17 protein-coding genes are annotated in these 18,509 nt (G+C 64.1%); 3 read left to right on the forward strand and 14 right to left on the reverse strand.

Features of this window, described 5'->3' with window-relative positions:
- The first annotated feature begins 25 nt into the window (after positions 1–25).
- On the forward strand, positions 26–733 hold the full coding sequence (locus PPA02S_RS01125; RefSeq protein WP_028634117.1) for a metallophosphoesterase: 708 nt from the start codon (positions 26–28) through the stop codon (positions 731–733).
- Here the strand turns inward: PPA02S_RS01125 and PPA02S_RS01130 are convergent.
- Together PPA02S_RS01130 and PPA02S_RS01135 are read right to left on the reverse strand one after the other, a co-directional pair.
- Complete coding sequence (locus tag PPA02S_RS01130; RefSeq protein ID WP_028634116.1) at positions 699–1,313, reverse strand: LysE family translocator; 615 nt, start codon at positions 1,311–1,313, stop codon at positions 699–701. The genes PPA02S_RS01125 and PPA02S_RS01130 overlap by 35 nt on opposite strands.
- Positions 1,314–1,396: 83 nt before the next feature.
- Positions 1,397–2,206, reverse strand: coding sequence for an AraC family transcriptional regulator (locus tag PPA02S_RS01135; RefSeq protein WP_028634115.1), 810 nt, complete (start codon positions 2,204–2,206; stop codon positions 1,397–1,399).
- Positions 2,207–2,336: 130 nt separating this feature from the next.
- Between PPA02S_RS01135 and PPA02S_RS01140 the strand changes: the two genes are divergently transcribed.
- Positions 2,337–2,960: a LysE family translocator gene (locus PPA02S_RS01140; protein ID WP_028634114.1), complete on the forward strand. Its 624-nt coding sequence runs from the start codon at positions 2,337–2,339 to the stop codon at positions 2,958–2,960.
- Here the strand turns inward: PPA02S_RS01140 and PPA02S_RS01145 are convergent.
- From PPA02S_RS01145 to PPA02S_RS01190, 10 genes are all read right to left on the reverse strand, one after another.
- On the reverse strand, positions 2,957–5,455 hold the full coding sequence (locus PPA02S_RS01145) for an autotransporter family protein (protein WP_042141129.1): 2,499 nt from the start codon (positions 5,453–5,455) through the stop codon (positions 2,957–2,959). The genes PPA02S_RS01140 and PPA02S_RS01145 overlap by 4 nt on opposite strands.
- Before the next feature lie 121 nt (positions 5,456–5,576).
- A complete protein-coding gene (locus tag PPA02S_RS01150) occupies positions 5,577–5,852 on the reverse strand; it encodes a peptidylprolyl isomerase (protein WP_028634112.1) in 276 nt (91 codons plus the stop codon).
- A gap of 61 nt (positions 5,853–5,913) precedes the next feature.
- Positions 5,914–6,684: a 3-hydroxybutyrate dehydrogenase gene (hbdH, locus tag PPA02S_RS01155; protein WP_028634111.1), complete on the reverse strand. Its 771-nt coding sequence runs from the start codon at positions 6,682–6,684 to the stop codon at positions 5,914–5,916.
- Between the two features lie 58 nt (positions 6,685–6,742).
- Positions 6,743–7,759: an ABC transporter permease gene (locus PPA02S_RS01160; protein ID WP_028634110.1), complete on the reverse strand. Its 1,017-nt coding sequence runs from the start codon at positions 7,757–7,759 to the stop codon at positions 6,743–6,745.
- Positions 7,759–8,817: a microcin C ABC transporter permease YejB gene (locus PPA02S_RS01165; protein ID WP_028634109.1), complete on the reverse strand. Its 1,059-nt coding sequence runs from the start codon at positions 8,815–8,817 to the stop codon at positions 7,759–7,761. Before PPA02S_RS01165 ends, PPA02S_RS01160 begins: the two co-directional genes overlap by 1 nt.
- Positions 8,814–10,742: an extracellular solute-binding protein gene (locus tag PPA02S_RS01170; RefSeq protein ID WP_028634108.1), complete on the reverse strand. Its 1,929-nt coding sequence runs from the start codon at positions 10,740–10,742 to the stop codon at positions 8,814–8,816. The genes PPA02S_RS01165 and PPA02S_RS01170 overlap by 4 nt, the downstream gene beginning before the upstream one ends.
- 10 nt (positions 10,743–10,752) lie before the next feature.
- Complete coding sequence (locus tag PPA02S_RS01175; protein ID WP_028634107.1) at positions 10,753–11,034, reverse strand: peptidylprolyl isomerase; 282 nt, start codon at positions 11,032–11,034, stop codon at positions 10,753–10,755.
- Positions 11,035–11,066: 32 nt separating this feature from the next.
- The gene (locus PPA02S_RS01180; protein ID WP_042141131.1) at positions 11,067–12,170 is read right to left on the reverse strand and encodes a 3-deoxy-7-phosphoheptulonate synthase; all 1,104 of its coding nucleotides are present in this window, start codon (positions 12,168–12,170) and stop codon (positions 11,067–11,069) included.
- Positions 12,171–12,733: 563 nt separating this feature from the next.
- Positions 12,734–13,033 (reverse strand): hypothetical protein, encoded by a 300-nt coding sequence (locus PPA02S_RS01185; RefSeq protein WP_028634106.1) that lies wholly within the window; start codon positions 13,031–13,033, stop codon positions 12,734–12,736.
- A 115-nt stretch (positions 13,034–13,148) separates the two neighbouring features.
- Positions 13,149–14,435, reverse strand: coding sequence for an MFS transporter (locus PPA02S_RS01190; protein ID WP_028634105.1), 1,287 nt, complete (start codon positions 14,433–14,435; stop codon positions 13,149–13,151).
- A gap of 411 nt (positions 14,436–14,846) precedes the next feature.
- Here PPA02S_RS01190 and PPA02S_RS01200 point away from each other — a divergent pair, with 411 nt between their 5' ends.
- Entirely contained in the window at positions 14,847–15,722 is an 876-nt protein-coding gene (locus tag PPA02S_RS01200; protein ID WP_028634103.1) for an AEC family transporter, read from the forward strand.
- A 3-nt stretch (positions 15,723–15,725) separates the two neighbouring features.
- On the opposite strand, the gene PPA02S_RS01205 is transcribed toward PPA02S_RS01200, so the two are convergent.
- Both PPA02S_RS01205 and PPA02S_RS01210 read right to left on the reverse strand, forming a co-directional pair.
- Positions 15,726–16,859, reverse strand: a complete 1,134-nt coding sequence (locus PPA02S_RS01205; protein ID WP_028634102.1) for an HlyD family secretion protein — start codon at positions 16,857–16,859, stop codon at positions 15,726–15,728.
- The gene (locus PPA02S_RS01210; protein WP_028634101.1) at positions 16,859–18,505 is read right to left on the reverse strand and encodes an MFS transporter; all 1,647 of its coding nucleotides are present in this window, start codon (positions 18,503–18,505) and stop codon (positions 16,859–16,861) included. Before PPA02S_RS01210 ends, PPA02S_RS01205 begins: the two co-directional genes overlap by 1 nt.
- Positions 18,506–18,509: the final 4 nt, after the last annotated feature.

Genomic DNA, 18,509 nt, shown 5'->3' on the forward strand with positions numbered 1-18,509 from the left:
TATTGCATGCTCAGAGGGCCGTATGATGGGGCGTTTCGAACGCATGGCTGCCAACCCCCTTGGCCGGGACCTGGCAGTGGGTGATATCCATGGCCACTTCGACCGCCTGCAACTGAGCCTGGACGCAGTGGGGTTCAACCCGCAGCAGGACCGCCTGTTTAGTGTAGGCGACCTGGTAGACCGCGGCCCGCACAGTCAGGCGGTGCTGCAATGGCTGGCGCAACCGTGGTTTCACGCGGTGCAGGGCAACCATGAGGCGCTGGCGATCACCCTTGTGCGTGGAGGGCGGCTGGACCTGGCCATGTACCACGCCGCAGGCGGGGCATGGTTCATAGGGTTGCCCCGCAACGAACAACTGCGGTTCGTCGAGCAGTTCGAGCAATTGCCTATCGCCCTGGAAGTCGAGACGGCTGCAGGGCCCGTTGGGCTCCTGCATGCGGACTGCCCATTCGACGACTGGGGTGTCTTGCGCACGTGGCTGGAACTGGATGACGACCCCGATGTGCGGGAGGTATGCCAATGGTCGCGGCGGCGGTTGAAGGCAGGTGACACACGGCCTGTGGACGGTTTGCGGGGTCTGCTGGTCGGCCATACGCCAGTACCGCAGGTGAAGCAGCTGGGCAATGTCTGGCACCTGGATACCGGGGGCTGGGCCAACGGCCATTTCAGCCTCCTGGACATGCACACCTTCGAGCTGGTCAGCCCCGCGCCACCTGCACCAGCAGCCCTGTAGCCACCGCCATCAACATGATGCCAGAGGCCCGTTCCAACCAAGGCAAGCTGCGCCCAAAGCGCCGCAGCAACCGTGGGTTGCCTATTGCCACCGCTACCAACAGGTCCCACAGCAGCACTACGCTGAACATCCACAGCGCGTAGGCGGCCTTCCAACCCACACTGCTACCCGCCACCAGGCTGGCCAGGCTGGCATAGAACAGTGCGTTTTTTGGGTTGAGAATACCGGACAACCCACCCATCAGCAGGCTGCGCCACCAGCCGTGGCCGGCATTGCGGCCCGCTACAGCGCCCAGAGACGTGCCGCCCGCGTGCCGCAGGAACAGCACGCCGATGTACATCAGGTACACGGCACCGACCAGTTGCAGGGTATCGAACAGCAGGGTGCCCTCGCGCAACACGGACACACCGGTGAATGCCAGCACTATGAATGCACCATTGGCCAGTGCGATGCCCAGGCACGCACCTGTGGCCACGCGCCAGCCGCTGTTGATGGAGGTGCGTGCTACCAGGAAAAAGTCCGGGCCGGGGGACAACAAGGCCAAGAAATGGGCCAGGGCAATGATCACGAACGCTTGCATGGGGCAGTGGCCTCGACGTTGAAAGCCGCAGTCTGCCCCTCGCTGCACTGCGCGTATTGAACAATATTGCAGCGTTGCGCTGCTTAGCCCTGGCGATACTGGCCTGGGGTAACGCCCACATGGGCCTTGAACACCCGCTGGAAATGGCTCTGGTCAGCGAAACCCAGTTGGTAGGCCACCTGCGCGAGCGGGTGGCCCTGTCCCAGCAGTTGGCGACCACGGTTAACCCGTGCGTTCAGCAAATAGGCATGGGGCGTGAAGCCAGTTGCCGCGCGGAACGCGCGAATCAGTTGGTAACGCCCCAGGTCTGCCTCCTGGGCCAGGGCGTCCAGGCTCAGGTGCGACGGCCCTTGTGCCTCGATCGTTGCCAGCAAGCGGTGAAGGGTTGGCGCCGCGAGGGACGGGGCGGGGGTGAGCGGGGCGTACGCACGCACGTCGATATCACACAGAAAGGCAACCAAGGCCGCCTGTTTTTCGGCAGGTGTGGCCTGGGAAAACAGCAGCGTATTGAGCGCGGTGAACTGGCGGTACACCCCCGGCTCACGGCAGATACGTGCAGGCTCTGCGCTGCCGTACCCTGCAAGCCCCGCCTCCTCGCGCAAGGCGTCCAGCCACTCGGCGTCCACGTGCAGCATCTGATAGCTCCACGCCTGCCCTGGGTCAGGGTTGCAGGCATGCACCCTGTGCGCCGGTACCATCACCAGCGTACCGGGCCCAAGGTGCGCCTGGCCTTTGCCTGCCCCTTCGAAACGGCTGTGGCCAACATCGACAGCCCCGATGGAGAAAGTAGGGTGGCTGTGGGGCTTGTAGCAGGCGCGACTATGGCAGGCGCGGCGGCTTTCTACCTGCGGCAACGCCGGGTCGCGCCAGATGGCAGTGTGTGCACGGGGCATGGCGAAGTCCTCCTTTTGCGCAGCAGAGTAGCAGTTGGCGCCCATCAGTACAGTTGTCGTTGCTGGCTGTACCTTGACCTGAAAGCGGGGAGTGCGGCGCAATACCGGCGAAACCCAGAGGAAAACAACAATGGATCTTGCAAGCCTGCTGCTTTTCATCCCTGCCTGCTTCGCGCTGAACATGGCGCCGGGGCCGAACAACCTGCTGTCGCTGCACAATGCCAGCCGCTATGGGTTGCGCACCGCCTGTGTAGCCGGGGGCGGCCGCTTGCTGGCGTTCAGCGCCATGATCGTGCTGGCTGCCATGGGCCTGGCCGTGGTACTGCATACCAGTGCGTACCTGTTCTGGGTGATCAAGGTGGCCGGGGCCGCCTACCTGTTCTACATCGCCTGGCAATTGTGGCGCGCGCCGGTCGGGCAGGTAGCAGAAGCGGCTGAGCTGCCGAGGGGGACCTGGCAGCTTGCACGGCAGGAGTTTCTGGTGGCAGCCGGCAACCCCAAGGCCATCCTGATCTTCACCGCCTTCCTGCCGCAATTCGTGTCGGTGGGCAGCATCACCCCGGTGAGCGAACAGTTCCTGTGGCTGGGGGTGTTGTTTCTGCTTCTGGAGTGGGTGGCCATCGCACTGTACGCAGGCTTGGGCACCTACCTGCAGCGCTGGTTCGCCCAGCCGCGCCCACGCCGGCTGTTCAACCGGGTGAGTGCGTCACTGCTGGGGTGCGCCGGTATCGGGCTGCTGGCCGCCCGCCGCTAGAATTGCCAGCGCACACCCAGGTTCACGCCGCTGGCTTGTTGCTGGCGGCTGTCCAGGTTGCTGGTGTACTGCACGCCGCCGTGCAGGCTCAAGGCCTGGTTGATTTGCGCCACTACGCCGCCTTCTACCTGCACCGAGGTGTAGCGGTAATCGGTCTTGATCTTGTCGGTATCATCGAAGACCAGGGTGTCGCGCCCCCCGTCGCCATGCCACAGGTTCACCTGGGCATAGGGTTGCAGCAGGCGCCCGCTGCTGCCCTTGAACGCCCCTTCGAGGCGCAGGCCAACCCGCCCGGTCAACTCGACCTGGGCATCATGGCTGATCCGCGCCACGCTATCGCTGGCCGTGTCGAGCTGTACCTTCTGCGCGATCAGCTGTGCCTGTGGCTCTAGGGTCCAGCGGTCGGAGAGGGCTATTGGGTAGCCGCTCTCAACCGAGCCTGTCCAGGCGTGGCCGTCGATATCCAGTGCGTCACCGCGATCCGAACGGGCCCGGCCATCGAGCCGGGTGTACTGGACTACAGCGTCTACGTAGCCGCCTTGCGGCCCTACCAGCGTCCAGTAGGCACCCACGCTGTCGCCGTCAAGCCTCAGGTCACCGACACGGCGGTCTTGCTGGGCCAGGGCGAAGCCTTTCACGTCTGCAGTCAACCGCGCATGGCTCACGTACACGCCCACTTGCTGGCGGTAGCCACGCTCACTGACAGTGGCGTAAAGGTCTTGCCCTACTTTGAAGCCGTACAGGTCGCCATCCAGGCTCGGGTTGACCGTGCCGCTCCATTGCTGGCGCAGGGTGCCGCCATACGCCTGCCCCCAGGCGGCAGGCAGTGCCCCTTCGCCGCCCATCAGTTGCTGGTCGCCCTGACGTTGGTGGAAGGTGCCCAGCGCCTGGCGGGCGATGATGGCTGCGCCTCTGGGGGCAGCGGCATAAACCGGGACTTCAGGGCGGTAAAGTGGCAGGCTTTCAGTACCTTGAACCGGAGTAGGCAAGTCCGGCTGGCCGGGTGCCGGTGCCGCGACGGGAGGCGTAACGGGCGCCGCCACCGGGGGAGTGACGACCGGCGGTGTGCCGGGCTGCTCAGGCACCTCGGTGGGTGGGGAGGGCGGAGCGATAACAGGCGGTGCTAACAGTGTGGAGCGCAAGTACCAGCTGTTTTCGCTGCCGGCAGTTACCCCACCTTTGAACAACCGATAGTCGTAGGCGCCCGCCGAAAGCGTATGGGTTTGCACGAAGGCGGTGGAGGTACTGGTAGCCCCCTCGCGGGCCTCCACCACCTGAATGCCATTTTGCGCGGTGGCCGCACCAGCACCGCCGAGGTTGTTCACCAGCAATCGGGTCGAGCCATCAATGGCACCACCGCTTACCACCAAGCGGTCAGAGGCGGCATCATCGCCGGCCAGCACACTGTTAATGCGCAGTACACCATTTTCGCCGGTGTAGTTGCCCTGAATGGTAAGGCGGCCCAGAGCATCGCTGCCCTCGGTAAGGTTGAGCGTGCCGGCGTTGCTCACCGTCGCGCGCTGCCCTGGGCCAAACGCTGTGATCACTCCCTGCCGGGAGCTGAGGGTGCTGCTGCTGTCCAGGTTGAGGCTGCCGGTGTTGCTGGTGGTGTCGCCCAGTACCAGCGTGTCATCCAGGCCGAGTGAACTGCTGTTGGTCAAGGCCACGCGTTCCCAGTTCACGTAACTGGCCCCGCCCACGGCCTGGCTGCCATTGAACGTGAGGCTGTCGTTACCTTCGCCGCCGTCCAGCGTGATCACCAGTGCATCCGGCCCCAGCCCGGAAAGCAAGGCGGTGTCATCCCCAGGGCCTGCATCCACTTTGCCGCCGATGCGGCCGCCGTCCCAGACGAAGCGGTCGTTACCGGTGCTCAACAGCACGTCACCACCCACTTCGCCACCATGGATCAACACCTGGTCGTCACCCCCGCTGACACTGATATTGCCGCCAATGGTGCCCTCGAAGACTTCGATGTAGTCCGTATCGAATGCGGTGATGATGTTCCGGTCGACGCTGCCGCCGCGCATGATGAAGGTGTTCTTGTCCAGGCGCATGTTCACGTTGCCGATGCGCCCAGCATCCATCTCGGCATAGTCGCCACTGTCGAAGGTGCCCTTGATCCAGCCACCGTTCATGTAGAAGGTGTCCAGGCCGTCGCCCTGGTTGAGGTTGCCTTCGATAACGCCGCCGCTCATGACGAAGTCATCGATGCCGGCACCTTGGTTGACGTTGCCGCCGATGCTGCCGGATGCCATGTCGATGCGATCGCGCCCTGGGCCGAAGCTGACGTCACCGGTGATGGCGCCGGTACCACCTGCGGGCAGCACCAGGCTGTTGTCACCCTCGGTGTCCACCAGCGCGTCGGCCGTGCCGCTGTCGCAGACGAAACTGTCGTTGCCGGGGCCAGGGGTGAAGGCACATGCGGCGTGGGCGGCGGGAAGCGCAGCACCCAGCAAAGGGAGTGAGCCAAGGGTGAGGATCAGGTGCAGGCGCATCGGCAAAGCCTCCAGAGATTGCCCGCGTGCCTTGACTACCGCGCAGGGTCAGGAGGTTTGTATACAAGCCGTCATCAGCGGCACAACTGGCAAAAATGCTAGGCGGCCAAATGCTATTGCCTTAGTCGCGGTAGAAGGTCTGCACCAGGTGGTAGCCGAACTTGCTCTTGATGGGCCCGTGCACCACCCGCAGCGGCTTCTTGAAAATGACTTGGTCAATGGCCCCGACCATTTGCCCGGGGCGAACCTCGCCAAGGTCTCCCCCGCGTTTGCCGGAAGGGCAGATCGAGCACTTCTTGGCGAGCACATCGAACGCTTCACCGTTGGCGATGCGCTGTTTGAGCTTCTCGGCTTCTTCAGCGGTCTTGACCAGGATGTGGCGAGCTTGGGCTTTCATGATGTACCTGTGCGTGTAGCAGCAAAAAAGGATTCATTATGCCCGACTGACCCGCCACCAGTCATTGGGCCAGCCAGCCCCCGTCCATGTTCCAGGCAGCGCCACGCACCTGGCTGCCGGCTTCGCTGCACAGAAACAGCACCAGCTCACCCAGGTGTTGCGGAGTGACGAAGGCCTGTGACGGTTGTTTTTCTGCCAGCAGTTCGCGTTGTGCCTGCTGGGTGTCGACGCCGGCAGCGGCACGGGCGTCGATCTGCTGCTGCACCAGGGGTGTCAACACGAAGCCTGGGCAGATGGCGTTGCAGGTCACGTTGCTGGTGGCCGTCTCCAGGCCTACCACTTTGGTCAGGCCAACCACGCCATGCTTGGCCGCCACGTAGGCGGCCTTGCCGGTCGAGCCCACCATGCCATGCACCGACGCGATATTGACGATGCGCCCCCAGTTGCGCTCGCGCATGCCTGGCAGCACCAGGCGCGTGCCGTGGAAAACCGCCGACAGGTTGAGGGCGATGATCTTGTCCCAGCTTTCCACCGGAAACTGCTCAACCGGGGCCACATGCTGGATGCCGGCATTGTTCACCAGGATGTCCACCGGGCCCAGTTGCCGTTCGGCAAAGGCCATCAGCGCTTCGATCTGCGCCACGTCAGCCAGGTCGGCCGGGTGATGGACGACATCGACGCCGTGCCGGGCAATGCTGGCGATGGCCGCTGTGGGCTCGCCAAAGCCGTTGAGCACGATATTCGCCCCGGCCCGAGCCAGCACGTGCGCAATACCCAGCCCGATACCACTGGTAGAGCCGGTGACCAATGCGGTTTTGCCTGTGAGTGGCATAGCAGACTCCTTGGCAGCACCTTGGGCGCTGCGTAAAAAAGGCGACGGCCAGGCGCAGCTAACTTCTGGGGTCAAGCGCCTGGCGCAAGCCGTCACCGATGAACACCAGCAGCGACAGGATCACTGCCAGCGCGAAGAATGCAGTAAAGCCTAGCCAAGGGGCCTCGAGGTGCTGCTTGCCTTGCGTCACCAGTTCCCCCAGAGACGCGCTGCCTGCCGGCATGCCGAAGCCCAGAAAATCCAGGGCGGTGAGGGTGGTGATCGCCCCGGTGAGCATGAAGGGAACATAGGTAAGGGTGGCATTCAGTGCGTTGGGCAGGATGTGGCGCAACATCACCTGGCTATCCGGCAGCCCCAACGCCCGTGCGGCCTTGACGTACTCCAGGTTGCGCCCGCGCAGGAACTCGGCGCGCACCACGTCTACCAGTGTCAACCACGAGAACAGCGCCATGATGCCCAGCAACCACCAGAAGTCAGGCTCGACGAAGCCACTGAGGATGATCAGCAGGTACAACACCGGCAGCCCTGACCACACCTCCAGCAATCGCTGGCCCAACAGGTCTACCCAGCCGCCGTAATAGCCCTGCAAGGCACCAGCTGCCAGCCCCACCAGCACACTGGCTGCCGTCAGCGCAAAGGCGAACAGCAGCGAGACACGGGTGCCGTACAGTACCCGGGCCAGTACGTCGCGGCCTTGGTCGTCGGTACCCAACCAGTTGCTGGCGCTCGGCGGGCTGGGCGTGGGCACTTGCAGGTCGTAGTTGGGTGTGTCGGCGCTGAAGGGAATGGGGGCGAACAGCATCCAGCCCCCTTGCTGGTCGATCAGCTGGCGCACGTAGGCACTGCGGTAGTCGGGCTGAAACGGCAACTGGCCCCCAAACTGCTGCTCGGTGTAACGCTTCAGTGCCGGCACGAACAGTTCGCCCTTGTAACCCAACAGCAGTGGCTTGTCGTTAGCCACCAGCTCTGCCAGCAGGCTGGTCAGCAGCAGGGCGGTGAACAGCCACAACGAAACCCAACCCAGGCGGTGGCGGCGAAAGCGCTGAAGGCGGCGGCGTAGCAGCGGCGACAGCATCAGTGCGCCCTCGCGTCAAAATCGATGCGGGGGTCCAGCAGGGTGTAGGCTAGGTCGCCCAACAGGCGGATCAACAGCCCCGCCAAGGTGAAGATGAACAAGGTGCCGAACACCACCGGGTAATCACGTGAAACCGCGGCTTCGTAGCTCATGCGGCCCAGCCCGTCGAGGGAGAAGATCACCTCGATGAGCAACGAGCCCGCGAAGAACACGGTGATCAACGCCTGCGGCAGCCCGGCCACCACCAGCAGCATGGCGTTGCGCAACACATGGCCATACAGCACACGGCGCTCACTCAGCCCCTTGGCCCGCGCCGTCACCACGTATTGCCGGGAGATCTCGTCGAGAAAGGCGTTGCGGGTGAGCAGTGTCAGGGTGGCGAAACCGCCAATCACCAGCGCGCTGACGGGCAACACCAGGTGCCAGAAATAGTCGGCCACTTTGCCCAGCAGGCTGAGGTTGTCGAAGTTGTCCGACACCAGGCCCCGCACCGGGAACCAGGCAAGCGAGGTCCCCCCCGCGAACACTACGATCAACAACAGGGCGAACAGGAACGAAGGCAGGGCGTAGCCGATCACGATCAAGGCGCTGCTCCAGGTATCAAAGCGGCTGCCGTGACGCACTGCCTTGCGGATGCCCAACGGGATTGATACCAGGTAGGTAATCAACGTGGCCCAGAAACCCAGGGACAAGGTCACCGGCAACTTCTGCACGATCAGGTCAGTCACCTTGGCGCCGCGGAAAAAGCTGTTGCCAAAGTCCAGCCGCGCATACTGGCTCAGCATCAGCCATAAACGCTCAGGTGCCGGTTTGTCGAAGCCGTACTGGTGTTTAATTTCTTCGATCAGCTTCGGGTCCAGGCCACGGGTGGCGCGGGAGTCGCCGCTCACCACCTCGGCACGGCCACCGGGTACACCACCGCCCAGCCCCTGCAGGCGCGCCACAGCCTGCTCCACTGGCCCACCCGGCGCCGCCTGGACGATGGCGAAGTTGACCAGCAGGATGGCCAGCAGCGTCGGCACGATCAGCAATAGCCGGCGCAGGATGTAGGTGGTCACGGTGTCGCCCTCAGCCGCTCGGCCATCTGCGCATTGGTAAGGGGTGTGGGGCTGACCTCCCACCAGGTGTCCAGCCCCTCGTCATAGGTTGCCTGAACCTTGGGCAGGCCAAAACGGTTCCACCAGGCGGTTGAACTGCCTGGCGGGTAGTAGTTGGGGATCCAGTAGTGGTTCCATTGCAACACACGGTCAAGCGCGTGGGCGTGCCGCACCATGTCGGCCTGAGTAGCGGCACGCACCAGGCCATCGATCAGGTGGTCCACGGCAGGGTCCTGCAACGCCATGAGGTTATTCGAGCCCGGGTCGTGGGCGGCAGCAGAGCCGAAATAGCTGTAGAGCTCAGCGCCGGGTGACAGGCTGACCGGGTAACCGGTCACGATCATGTCGTAGTCACGGGCCATCAGCCGGTTGACGTACTGGGCCGCATCCACGTTGCGGATGTTCAGGGTGATGCCGATCTGCGCCAGGTTACGCTTCCACGGCAGCAGCAGGCGCTCCAGGCCTGCCTGGCCATTGAGAAAGGTGAATGCCAGGGGCACGCCCTGCGCATTCACCAGGTGGTCGCCCTGCGGTGTCCAGCCCGCCTGCCCGAGCAGCTTCAAGGCTTGCAACTGCTGGTTGCGGATGATGCCACTGGCGTCGGTCACTGGGGCGGTGAAGACCGTGGTAAACACCTCGTCAGGTACCTGCCCCCGCAGGGGAGCCAGCAGTTTCAGCTCATCGGCGTCGGGCAGTTGCGTGGCGGCCAAGGGGGTGTTGGAGAAGAAGCTCTGCTGGCGGATGTACAAGTTGCGCATCATCTGCCGGTTGCTCCATTCGAAGTCCCACAGCATGCCCAGTGCCTGACGTACCCGGCGGTCACGGAACTGCGGTTGGTCCAGGTTGAACACGAACCCCTGGGCGACCTGAGGTTTGGCGGGGCCCAAATGAGCACGCTGCAGGCGGCCGTCCTCCAGTTGGGCGCCGTTGTAGCCCAGGGTGTAGGCAGTGGCGGAGAACTCCCGGTTGTAGTCGTAACCGCCACCCTTGAGCACCTGGCGGGCCACTTCGGTGTCGCCAAAATACTCGATGCGCAACTGGTCGAAGTTGTAGCGCCCCCGGTTGACCGGCAGGTCGCGGGCCCACCAGGTGGGGTCCCGTTCGAAGGTGATACTGCGCCCGTTGTCGATGCGACCTAAACGGTAGGGCCCACTGCCCACGGGCTTTTCGAAGCCGGCGCCACTGGCGAAGTCGCGGGCCTGCCAGTCATGGGCTGGCAGTACCGGCAGGCTGGCCAGGTCCAGGGGCAGGGTACGGCCGTGATCGGGCTGCAAATCAAAACGCACCAAGCGCGGCCCTTCGACCGTAACGCCGGTGACCGCAGCGAACTGTGTGCGGTACTTGAGGCTGCCCTTGTTCATGAGCAGTTCGAAGGTGAAGCGTACGTCTTCGGCGCGCACGGGTTTACCGTCAGCGAAGGTGGCGCGAGGGTCGATCTCGAAGCGCAGCCAGGCGTCAGCGGGGCCGCGTTCCATGCGCCGGGCGATCAGGCCATAAACGGTATAGGGTTCATCGAAGGCGCGGACGGCGAGTGGCGCATACAGCCAGCCATCGACTTCGCTCACGCCGGTGCCTTTGTCGATGTACGGCAAGATATGGTCGAATTGCCCGATCTCGATGGCAGAGCGCCGCAAGCTGCCGCCTTTGGGGGCTTCCGGGTTCACGTAGTCAAAATGCTGGAAGCTTCCGCCGTAGCGCGGTGGTTCGCCATAAACGGTAAGGGCATGGCTGGGTGCGGCCTGCGCTGCAAGGCTTGCGCACAACAGCAGCAGGACCCCCAGAAAAAGCAAAAGCGGGTTTGCCCCAGAACAAGCCTGTATACGCAACGAGGTTGCAGACACAGGCCTGGCCTTGGGCAAACCCGCTTTCACCGGGCACATGATCAGCGCCTGGCGATCAGTCCTGGCGGCTGGTCACTTCCAGCAGGTGGTAGCCAAACTGGGTCTTGACCGGACCCTGTACGGTACTGACCGGAGCGCTGAACACGACGGTGTCGAATTCCTTAACCATCTGCCCTGGGCCGAACGAACCCAGGTCACCGCCCTGGCGGCTGGATGGGCAGGTGGAGTTGGCTTTGGCGATTTCGGCGAAGTCGGCACCGCCTTCGATCTGGGCCTTGAGTTCGTTGCACTTCTCTTCGCTGCTGACCAGGATGTGGCGGGCGGTTGCACGGGCCATGGGTACTGCTCCTCGGGGTAAAAAACGCAAGCCTAGCGCACTTGTCCGGGCTGTGTCTCGCAAGCCTTGCCCGTTGTTTCACGAAGTTGCTGTGCGGCCTGTTGCAACAGGCTTTCGGTGCGCGCCCAGCCAAGGCAGGCGTCGGTGACCGACACGCCGTATTTCAGCGCACCCTTGCCCAGTGCCTGGCAGCCGTCGAACAGGTGCCCCTCGATCATCATGCCGATCAGCGAATGGTCGCCAGCCAGGCGTTGCTGCAGCACATCGTTGAACACGGCCGGCTGGCGTGACGGGTCCTTGCCGCTGTTGGCATGGCTGCAGTCGACCATGATGCGTGCTGCCAGCCCGGCCTTCGCCAGCCCCTGACGGGCCAGGGCGATACTGTGGGCATCGTAGTTGGGGCCTTGGTGGCCGCCGCGCAGCACCAGGTGGGTATGCGCATTGCCCAAGGTTTCAATGATCGCGGGGTAGCCTTGGGCGTCCATGCCGAAGTGGCGGTGAGGGTGGGCAGCGCTGCGCATGGCATCGGTTGCGACCGCAACGCCGCCATCGGTGCCGTTCTTGAAGCCCACAGGCAGTTCCAAGCCGCTGACCATTTCCCGGTGCACCTGCGATTCGGTAGTGCGCGCACCAATGGCCGCCCACGCCAGCACATCCTCGAAGTAGCCGGCGGCCATGGGTTGCAGCAACTCGGTGGCCACCGGTAGCCCGCGTTCGATCATGCTCAGCATCAACCCGCGAGACAGCGCGATACCGGCGTGCATGTCATCGCTGCCATCGAGGTGCGGGTCGTAGGCCAGGCCTTTCCAGCCCACTGTGGTACGGGGTTTTTCCACGTAGGCACGCATTACCAGCAGCAGTTGGTCGCCCACCTGGCGGCTGAGGTTGGCCAGCCGGTCGGCGTATTCGAGCGCTGCGCGAGGGTCGTGAAGGGAGCAGGGCCCGACGATTACCAGCAGGCGCTGATCACGGCCCTGGAGGATATCGCCGATGGCTTGGCGGTGGGCCTGGACTTGCTGGGCGAGGGTATTGGCCAGCGGCATTTGCTGTTTGAGCAGGTGCGGGCTGGGCAGGCGCTTGCTGACGGTGGTATTGGCGGCGTGTGGCTGGGTCAGGGCGAGGCTGGTGGCTTGCATGGTGTAGGTTCCTTTGGGCGGACGGCGCGCGCGCCGTCGGCCCTATCGAGGTGTTCGACAGATCGTTGATAGGTTGTTGGCTGTAGCGAGGCCACCTGTGCAGGACCGGTCGGAGGCGGCAGGCTGGCCCGAACGGTTATGGCTAAATCGCCAGGTGTAGGTGCAAGCGCGGTAATAGGTGACGTAGTTCATGGGGTTGTCCTGTGTGAATCGCTGATTTAAAAGGGCCTGAAAAGCAAAACCCCCGGTCGGGAAGCCGACCGGGGGTTGAGTGTTCTCATGTTCGGCGGCCCCTCGAAGGTGGGCGCCGTCTGGGTATCGGCGCCTAGTGGCTAAACCAATACCCAAAGTAATAGCTGGCAGGTGCGACACAGCCGGCAACAGCCAGCACAGGGCGCAGCGTGCGGCCCGTGGGGTTGGCGTGATTGCAGGTAGATGATGGCATGTTGCGCTCCAGTGAATGAGCCCGAGCTTACTGCAGGTGGCGCGGCTGATTCAATGGATAAATGCTATGGCCGTGATCAGTCGTAGAAATGCCAGTGGCGATCACGGCCTGCACAAGGTCAGTTGCTGTCTTGGTCTTCAGCGGTGCCGCCGCTGGCGCCTGCACCAGACCCGGTGGCTTCACCCGTGCTGTTGGAGCCACCACTGGCGCCGTCATGCACGCCGGCGTTGCTGCTGTCGTTGTCGCGGCTGCTGCCGGGGGTGTTGACGCTGCTACCTTCACCGGCGGTTTTACCACCGGATTGATCGGTTTTAGGGTGCATGTCGGTGTTGGTGCTTTCGGTCGCGGCGTAGCTGGTACCGGCCAGGGTGGCCAGGGCGAAGGCGACGGACAGCGAGAGGCTACGGATGCGGATCATGGCAAAGCTCCTGTGCGGATGATCTGTCCTTGCTTGGGCAGGGCTGCGCACAGGAGGTGCTACTGGGGCGACGGATGGTCGTGTAGGGCGGGGCCGGCTTGCGGCCCCGAGTGCCTCAGCGGGCGTCGCTGGGAGCAGCCTCGGCGGGCTCCAGCGGTGGGTGCTCCTGGGCGGCGTGCATGAGGTCTTCGGTGACGCGCAGCTCTGCGCCGGTAGGCGAGAAGGTGGTCGAGGCCGTGAACGGGGCAGGGTGCTCGGCGGCTGGCCGTTTGCCACGGCGCCACAGGAAAAACGCCACCATGAACAGGTTGACCACGGCAAAGGCCCAGAACAGGCCGGCTTCGCCAAATTCGGTCATCATCGGCGAAATCGCCACCGGTGCCATGGCCGAGCCCAGCGAGTTGATCAGCAGCAGGCCCTGGATCATCGGTACCAGCGCATCGGACGGCGCACGGTCGGCGGCGTGGCTGACCGCCACCGGGTACAGGGTGAACACCCCGCCACCCAACAGGAACAACATGGCCGGCAGCAGGAACGAGTCCGACGGCAGGAACACCGTGACCAGCGCCAGCACCACGCACAGCCCTGCCAGGGCAATCAATACATCCTGGCGATCCTTGCGGTCGGACCAGCGCCCGACGGGGTACTGCAGCAACATTGCGCCCAGGATCACCCAGGCCATCATGTTGCCGACCTCGCCCACCTCCAGGCCGATGCGTTGCAGGTACAGCGGCAGCAGGGTGTAAATGCCGGCAATGGCCACGCCAGAGCCAAAACAGCCGACCAACCCGGAGGGCGCGACACCCAGCAGCTGCCGCGGTTTGAGCGGTTCCACTTGCTCCAGCAGCGGCGACACCCGAGGCAGGATCACGATAGGCAGCACCGACAAGGCAGTCAGCACCCCTGCCAGCATGAACGGTGCGCTGTCGCCCAGGCGGGTGATTTCGCCAAGCCCCGCCTGGGCCAGCACGCCCGCCCCGTAGAACGCGATCATGTACAAGGCCAGCAGGCGGCCGCGGATCTTGGCGTCACCGGCCAGCAGCAGCCAGCTTTCAATCACCAGAAACACGCCCACGGCTGCCCAGCCGTTGATCAGGCGCAGCACTGACCACCAGGTGACGTCGTAGAACAGGCCTTGCAGTAGGATGGTCGCGCCGATCAACGAGGCGAAGCTGGTATAGGCGCGGATGTGGCCAATGCGCAGGATCAGCCGGTCGTTGAAGATGGCGCCCAGGGTCAGGCCGATGAAGTAGGTGGACGACACAATACCGATGGTGGTGGCGGACTCGCCGGCATCGCCCAGCCGCAGGGTGGTCAGGGAAGACATGAAGCCGTTGCCCAGGGCAATGATGAACAGCCCGAGCAGGGGCGCCAGCGCCATGGCCAGCAAACGCGGAGACATAGGTACCTCAGGTTGGATAAGCGGGATGTATGCCTTTGCGGACGCGCGCACGGTCTGGCCCGAAAGTGGGCGAGGGCTGCACGGATGGGACCTGGGCAAGACTCAACCGCTTGGCCATCAGGGAGAAGGCTGGGCGGGGAGGGTTGAGCCTATTTCACATGTGCGTTCATGTGGTCAGGCACGGACTCGGTCTTTGCTGCCGGTTGCCACCGTTCAAGGCGACGGGCGAAAAGGAAGCGCGATTCTACGGGCTTGCGCGGTTTTGCCCAAGGGGCCAGGGCCTGCGACGAGATGCCGCACGCCGGGTTGGGCACGTCAATGTCCTGGGCAGACATATGCTGGCCGTTAACGGGTCGCCGATAACCTGCCGGGCTGCGGCATAATGCAGCACCCCCTGCAAGGAAGGCCCTCATGTTCGCTTCGCTGTTCGCGGTTCTGGCCCCGGTGTTCATCGTTGCCGGTATCGGTTTTGCCTGGGCCCGCGCCGGCCTGGAATACCCCACCACCTTCATCGCCCGCATTGTGATGATGGTCGGTACCCCGGCCCTGGTGTTGTCCACCCTTAGCCGCACCGAACTGGACCCCGGCGCGTTTACCAGCATGGCTCTGGCCTGCCTGCTGTGCACACTGGGCATGGCCATTGCCGCGCTGCTGGTGTGCCGGTTATCTGGCATGCACTGGCGGGTGCTGACGCCCGCCTTCATGTTCCCCAATACCGGCAACATGGGCCTGCCGATCAGTCTGTATGCCTTCGGTGAGCATGGCCTGGCGCTGGCGGTGGCCTTCTTCCTCACCTTGTCGATCGTGCAGTTCACCGTCGGCATGGCCATTTCCGGCACGGCCGCTTCGCTCAAGGCCTTGCTGCGCAACCCCATTGTGATCAGCCTGGCGGGGGCGCTGCCCATCATCTCTCTGGATGTGGAGCTACCGCGCTGGCTGGCCAACACCGGCGACCTGCTCGGTGGCATGACCATCCCGCTGATGCTGCTCACGTTGGGGGTATCGCTGGCCAGCATCCGCCTGCAGCATGTGCGCAGCGGGCTGGTGTTGGGCGGCTTGCGGATCGTGCTGGGCGCCGGCATGGGTTGGGCGGTGGGTACGCTGCTGGGGCTGCAGGGCCTTGAGCGAGCGGTGCTGGTGGTGCAATCGGCCATGCCGGTGGCCGTGTTCAATTACCTGATGGCGGTGCGCGCCAACCGGGAGCCCGAGCAGGTGGCCAACCTGGTGATGTGCTCCACGGTATTGTCTTTTGCCTGGCTGCCGGCGGTGCTGGCCTGGTGGATGTAGGCGCTACTGGTCGCCGTTGGTATCGATACTGACCACCACCGACATGCCGGGGCGCAGGTGCCGGGCCTGGGGCTGGTCAGGGTCGACGGTAATCCGTACCGGGATGCGCTGGGCGATCTTGACGAAGTTACCGGTGGCGTTGTCCGCCTGCAGCAAGGCGAATTCAGAACCGGTGGCTGGCGAGATCTGCTGGATGTGGCCATGCAGCTTGAGGTGGTTCAAGGCATCGACGGTGAAGCTCGCCGGTTGGCCGATACGCACGTCAGCCATTTGGGTTTCTTTCATGTTGGCGATGACCCACAAGGTGTCCGGCACCAGCGCCATCAGTTGCGCCCCTGAGTTCACATAGGCCCCTAGCCGTGTGCCGATCTGCCCCAGCTGGCCGTCCCGCGGTGCGGTGACCCGGGTGTTGTCCAGGTCGATGCGCGCCAGGGCGACAGCGGCCTTGGCATTTTCCACCGCAGCCTCCAGTGCGGCGCGGTTGACCACCACCGTCTCGCGGTCCTGCCGGGCGATTTCCAGGGCCGCCTTGGCTTGGGCCAGGCTGGCGACCGCAGCCGCTTCGCTGGCACGGGTAACGTCCAGGTCACGGCGCGACACCGAACCATCGGTCACCAGCGCCTGGTTGCGGGCAAGGTCTGCCCGGGCCTTGGTTACCTGCGCTGCGGCATCGCCGATGGCCGCCTGGCGCTGGGCGATGGTGGCCTCGGCACTTTTGCGTTGCTGGGCGTTATTGGCCAGCGCCGCCTCTTGCTGCTGCTGTTGCGCAATGGCTTGGGCCAGGCGCTGGATATAGATGCGGTCGTCCAGTTGCACCAGCAACTGCCCGGCCTTCACGTGCTGGAAGTCCTGCACCGGCACATCGACGATGTAACCGCTCAGTTGAGGCCCGATGAGCGTTACCTGGCCACGCACCATGGCGTTCTCGGTGCTTTCGATGGCGCTGCTGAATGGCGGCAGGCGCCAGGCGTACAGCACCACCAGCACGCCTGCCAGCGCCACGCAGGCAAAGGTAACTGCCGACATCACCCGCACCCGCCGCGAGCGCCCGGGGCTGGTGGGTTCACTGGGCGGGGCGGTGCCCTCCGGGGCTTCGGCGATGGCGGTGGTGGTCGTGGTGCGGGTATCGTCGGTCATCAGGTGGTTGCGCCGGAGGTGGAGTCGTTAAGGCTGGCCTGGCGCTTGCTGTACCACAGCCAGGTGCCGCGGATGCAAATCCAGACCATGGTCAGAATAGCGATACTGCCGATCAGCATGAACACATCGTTGTAGGCCATTACATTGGCTTCGCGGGTAGCGGCGCTGGCCAGCTGGCGCAAACCGGCTTCGGTGCGCAGGGCCGGGTCTGCCAGGATGTGCGCATACGCGGCGCCACCGCTTTGAACGCGCGCGCTCACCAGCGGTTCCACGGCGCTCAGGTGGTCCATGAGGTGGCTGGAGTGGAATTTTTCTCGCCAGATCTGGAAGGTGCTCAGCAGTGCGGCGCCAATCAGGCCACCCAGGTTGTTGCAGATACCGAACAGCACCGAAAAACTCACCAGGTTGCGCGGGTTGGCGCGTACATGGCTGATGCCCAGCACCATGGACGGCCCCAGGAAGAACGTACTGCCGAACGCCAGCAGGAACTGGCTGAAATACATCTGTGCCGGCCGTGTGAGGTTACTGGATGAGCTGTCCATGAAGGCGCCAATGGCCATCGCCAGCAGCGATATCAAAAGCGGCAATATCAAGTGATTGGGCGAGATGGTCAGGGCGCTGGTGGCAAGCCCGGCTACGGCACCCAGCAGCATGATCCAGTACAGGGTGCGCATCTGCTCGCTGCCCATGTTGAGCATCTGCAGAAAACCCACCGCGCCGGTGGACTGCTCGGACGTGACCATGCGGATCAGAATAACGCACAGCCCCAGGCGGATGATTGCGCCGCTGCCCAGCCAGCGGGTCATCAACAGCGGGTTCTGGCGGTTGTGCTCGATGGCGAGCCCGCTGAAGATCAAGGCAATGGCACCCGCCAGCGCCATGCCGATCCACGGTGCATCCAGCCACCAGTCGATACGCCCCAACGACAGCGCGGCGCAGAGCAGGGCGGTACCACTGGCCATCAGGGCAAAGGTGAGAAAATCCAGGGGTTCAAAGGTTTTGAAGCGGTCGCCCGGGGGCAGCTTCAACAGCAGCACACAACCCAGGGCGGCCAGCGCCAGGCCCATCTCGAACAGGTACAGCCCGCGCCATTCGCCAATCAGCAGCAGGTCTTCGGAAAAGATGCGCGCCAGCGGCAAAGCCAGCTGCGAGGCGCCCAGCCCCAGCACAATCGACTTCAGCCGCCATTTTGCCGGGAAGGCCTGAATCATGTAGTACAGCCCCAGCGAGGTGAGCGCCGCGCCCACCATGCCGTGGGCCGCCCGCACGGCGATGGCCGAGTTGAGGTCGTTGACCAGCAGGTGGGCGAAGGTGACCACTGCATAAAGCACCAGAAACACTTCGGTGAATGCGCGCAGGCCGAACTGCTGGCGAAATTTCACCAGCAGCAGGTTCATGGACACCGTGGTCATCACATAGGCTGCCGGCAACCAGGCCATCTCAGCGGTGGTCGCACCCAGCGCACCTTGCAGAAATACCAGGTTGGCGGTGACCAAGGCGTTCCCCAGGCCACCGGTGATCGCTACCAGCAGGCCCACCAGGCCATAAGCCAGGCGTTTGCCCGGTGCGTGCAGGGGGGTGGAGGGCGAGCCGGGCAGCACGGGCTTTTCGTGGGGCAACCAGTCGCGAGGGGCGTATTTGTCCATGGTG

This window comes from Pseudomonas parafulva NBRC 16636 = DSM 17004 (assembly GCF_000730645.1).
GTDB lineage: Bacteria > Pseudomonadota > Gammaproteobacteria > Pseudomonadales > Pseudomonadaceae > Aquipseudomonas > Aquipseudomonas parafulva.

Bases quoted from the DNA above. Each gene is read 5' to 3' on its own strand.
- PPA02S_RS01210 (WP_028634101.1), bottom strand. From the start codon at position 18,505: ATGGACAAATACGCCCCTCGCGACTGGTTGCCCCACGAAAAGCCCGTG.
- PPA02S_RS01205 (WP_028634102.1), bottom strand. From the start codon at position 16,859: ATGACCGACGATACCCGCACCACGACCACCACCGCCATCGCCGAAGCC.
- PPA02S_RS01160 (WP_028634110.1), bottom strand. From the start codon at position 7,759: ATGCTGTCGCCGCTGCTACGCCGCCGCCTTCAGCGCTTTCGCCGCCAC.
- PPA02S_RS01190 (WP_028634105.1), bottom strand. From the start codon at position 14,435: ATGTCTCCGCGTTTGCTGGCCATGGCGCTGGCGCCCCTGCTCGGGCTG.
- PPA02S_RS01200 (WP_028634103.1), top strand. From the start codon at position 14,847: ATGTTCGCTTCGCTGTTCGCGGTTCTGGCCCCGGTGTTCATCGTTGCC.
- PPA02S_RS01180 (WP_042141131.1), bottom strand. From the start codon at position 12,170: ATGCAAGCCACCAGCCTCGCCCTGACCCAGCCACACGCCGCCAATACC.
- PPA02S_RS01175 (WP_028634107.1), bottom strand. From the start codon at position 11,034: ATGGCCCGTGCAACCGCCCGCCACATCCTGGTCAGCAGCGAAGAGAAG.
- PPA02S_RS01130 (WP_028634116.1), bottom strand. From the start codon at position 1,313: ATGCAAGCGTTCGTGATCATTGCCCTGGCCCATTTCTTGGCCTTGTTG.
- PPA02S_RS01150 (WP_028634112.1), bottom strand. From the start codon at position 5,852: ATGAAAGCCCAAGCTCGCCACATCCTGGTCAAGACCGCTGAAGAAGCC.
- hbdH (WP_028634111.1), bottom strand. From the start codon at position 6,684: ATGCCACTCACAGGCAAAACCGCATTGGTCACCGGCTCTACCAGTGGT.
- PPA02S_RS01185 (WP_028634106.1), bottom strand. From the start codon at position 13,033: ATGATCCGCATCCGTAGCCTCTCGCTGTCCGTCGCCTTCGCCCTGGCC.
- PPA02S_RS01140 (WP_028634114.1), top strand. From the start codon at position 2,337: ATGGATCTTGCAAGCCTGCTGCTTTTCATCCCTGCCTGCTTCGCGCTG.
- PPA02S_RS01145 (WP_042141129.1), bottom strand. From the start codon at position 5,455: ATGCGCCTGCACCTGATCCTCACCCTTGGCTCACTCCCTTTGCTGGGT.
- PPA02S_RS01125 (WP_028634117.1), top strand. From the start codon at position 26: ATGGGGCGTTTCGAACGCATGGCTGCCAACCCCCTTGGCCGGGACCTG.
- PPA02S_RS01135 (WP_028634115.1), bottom strand. From the start codon at position 2,206: ATGCCCCGTGCACACACTGCCATCTGGCGCGACCCGGCGTTGCCGCAG.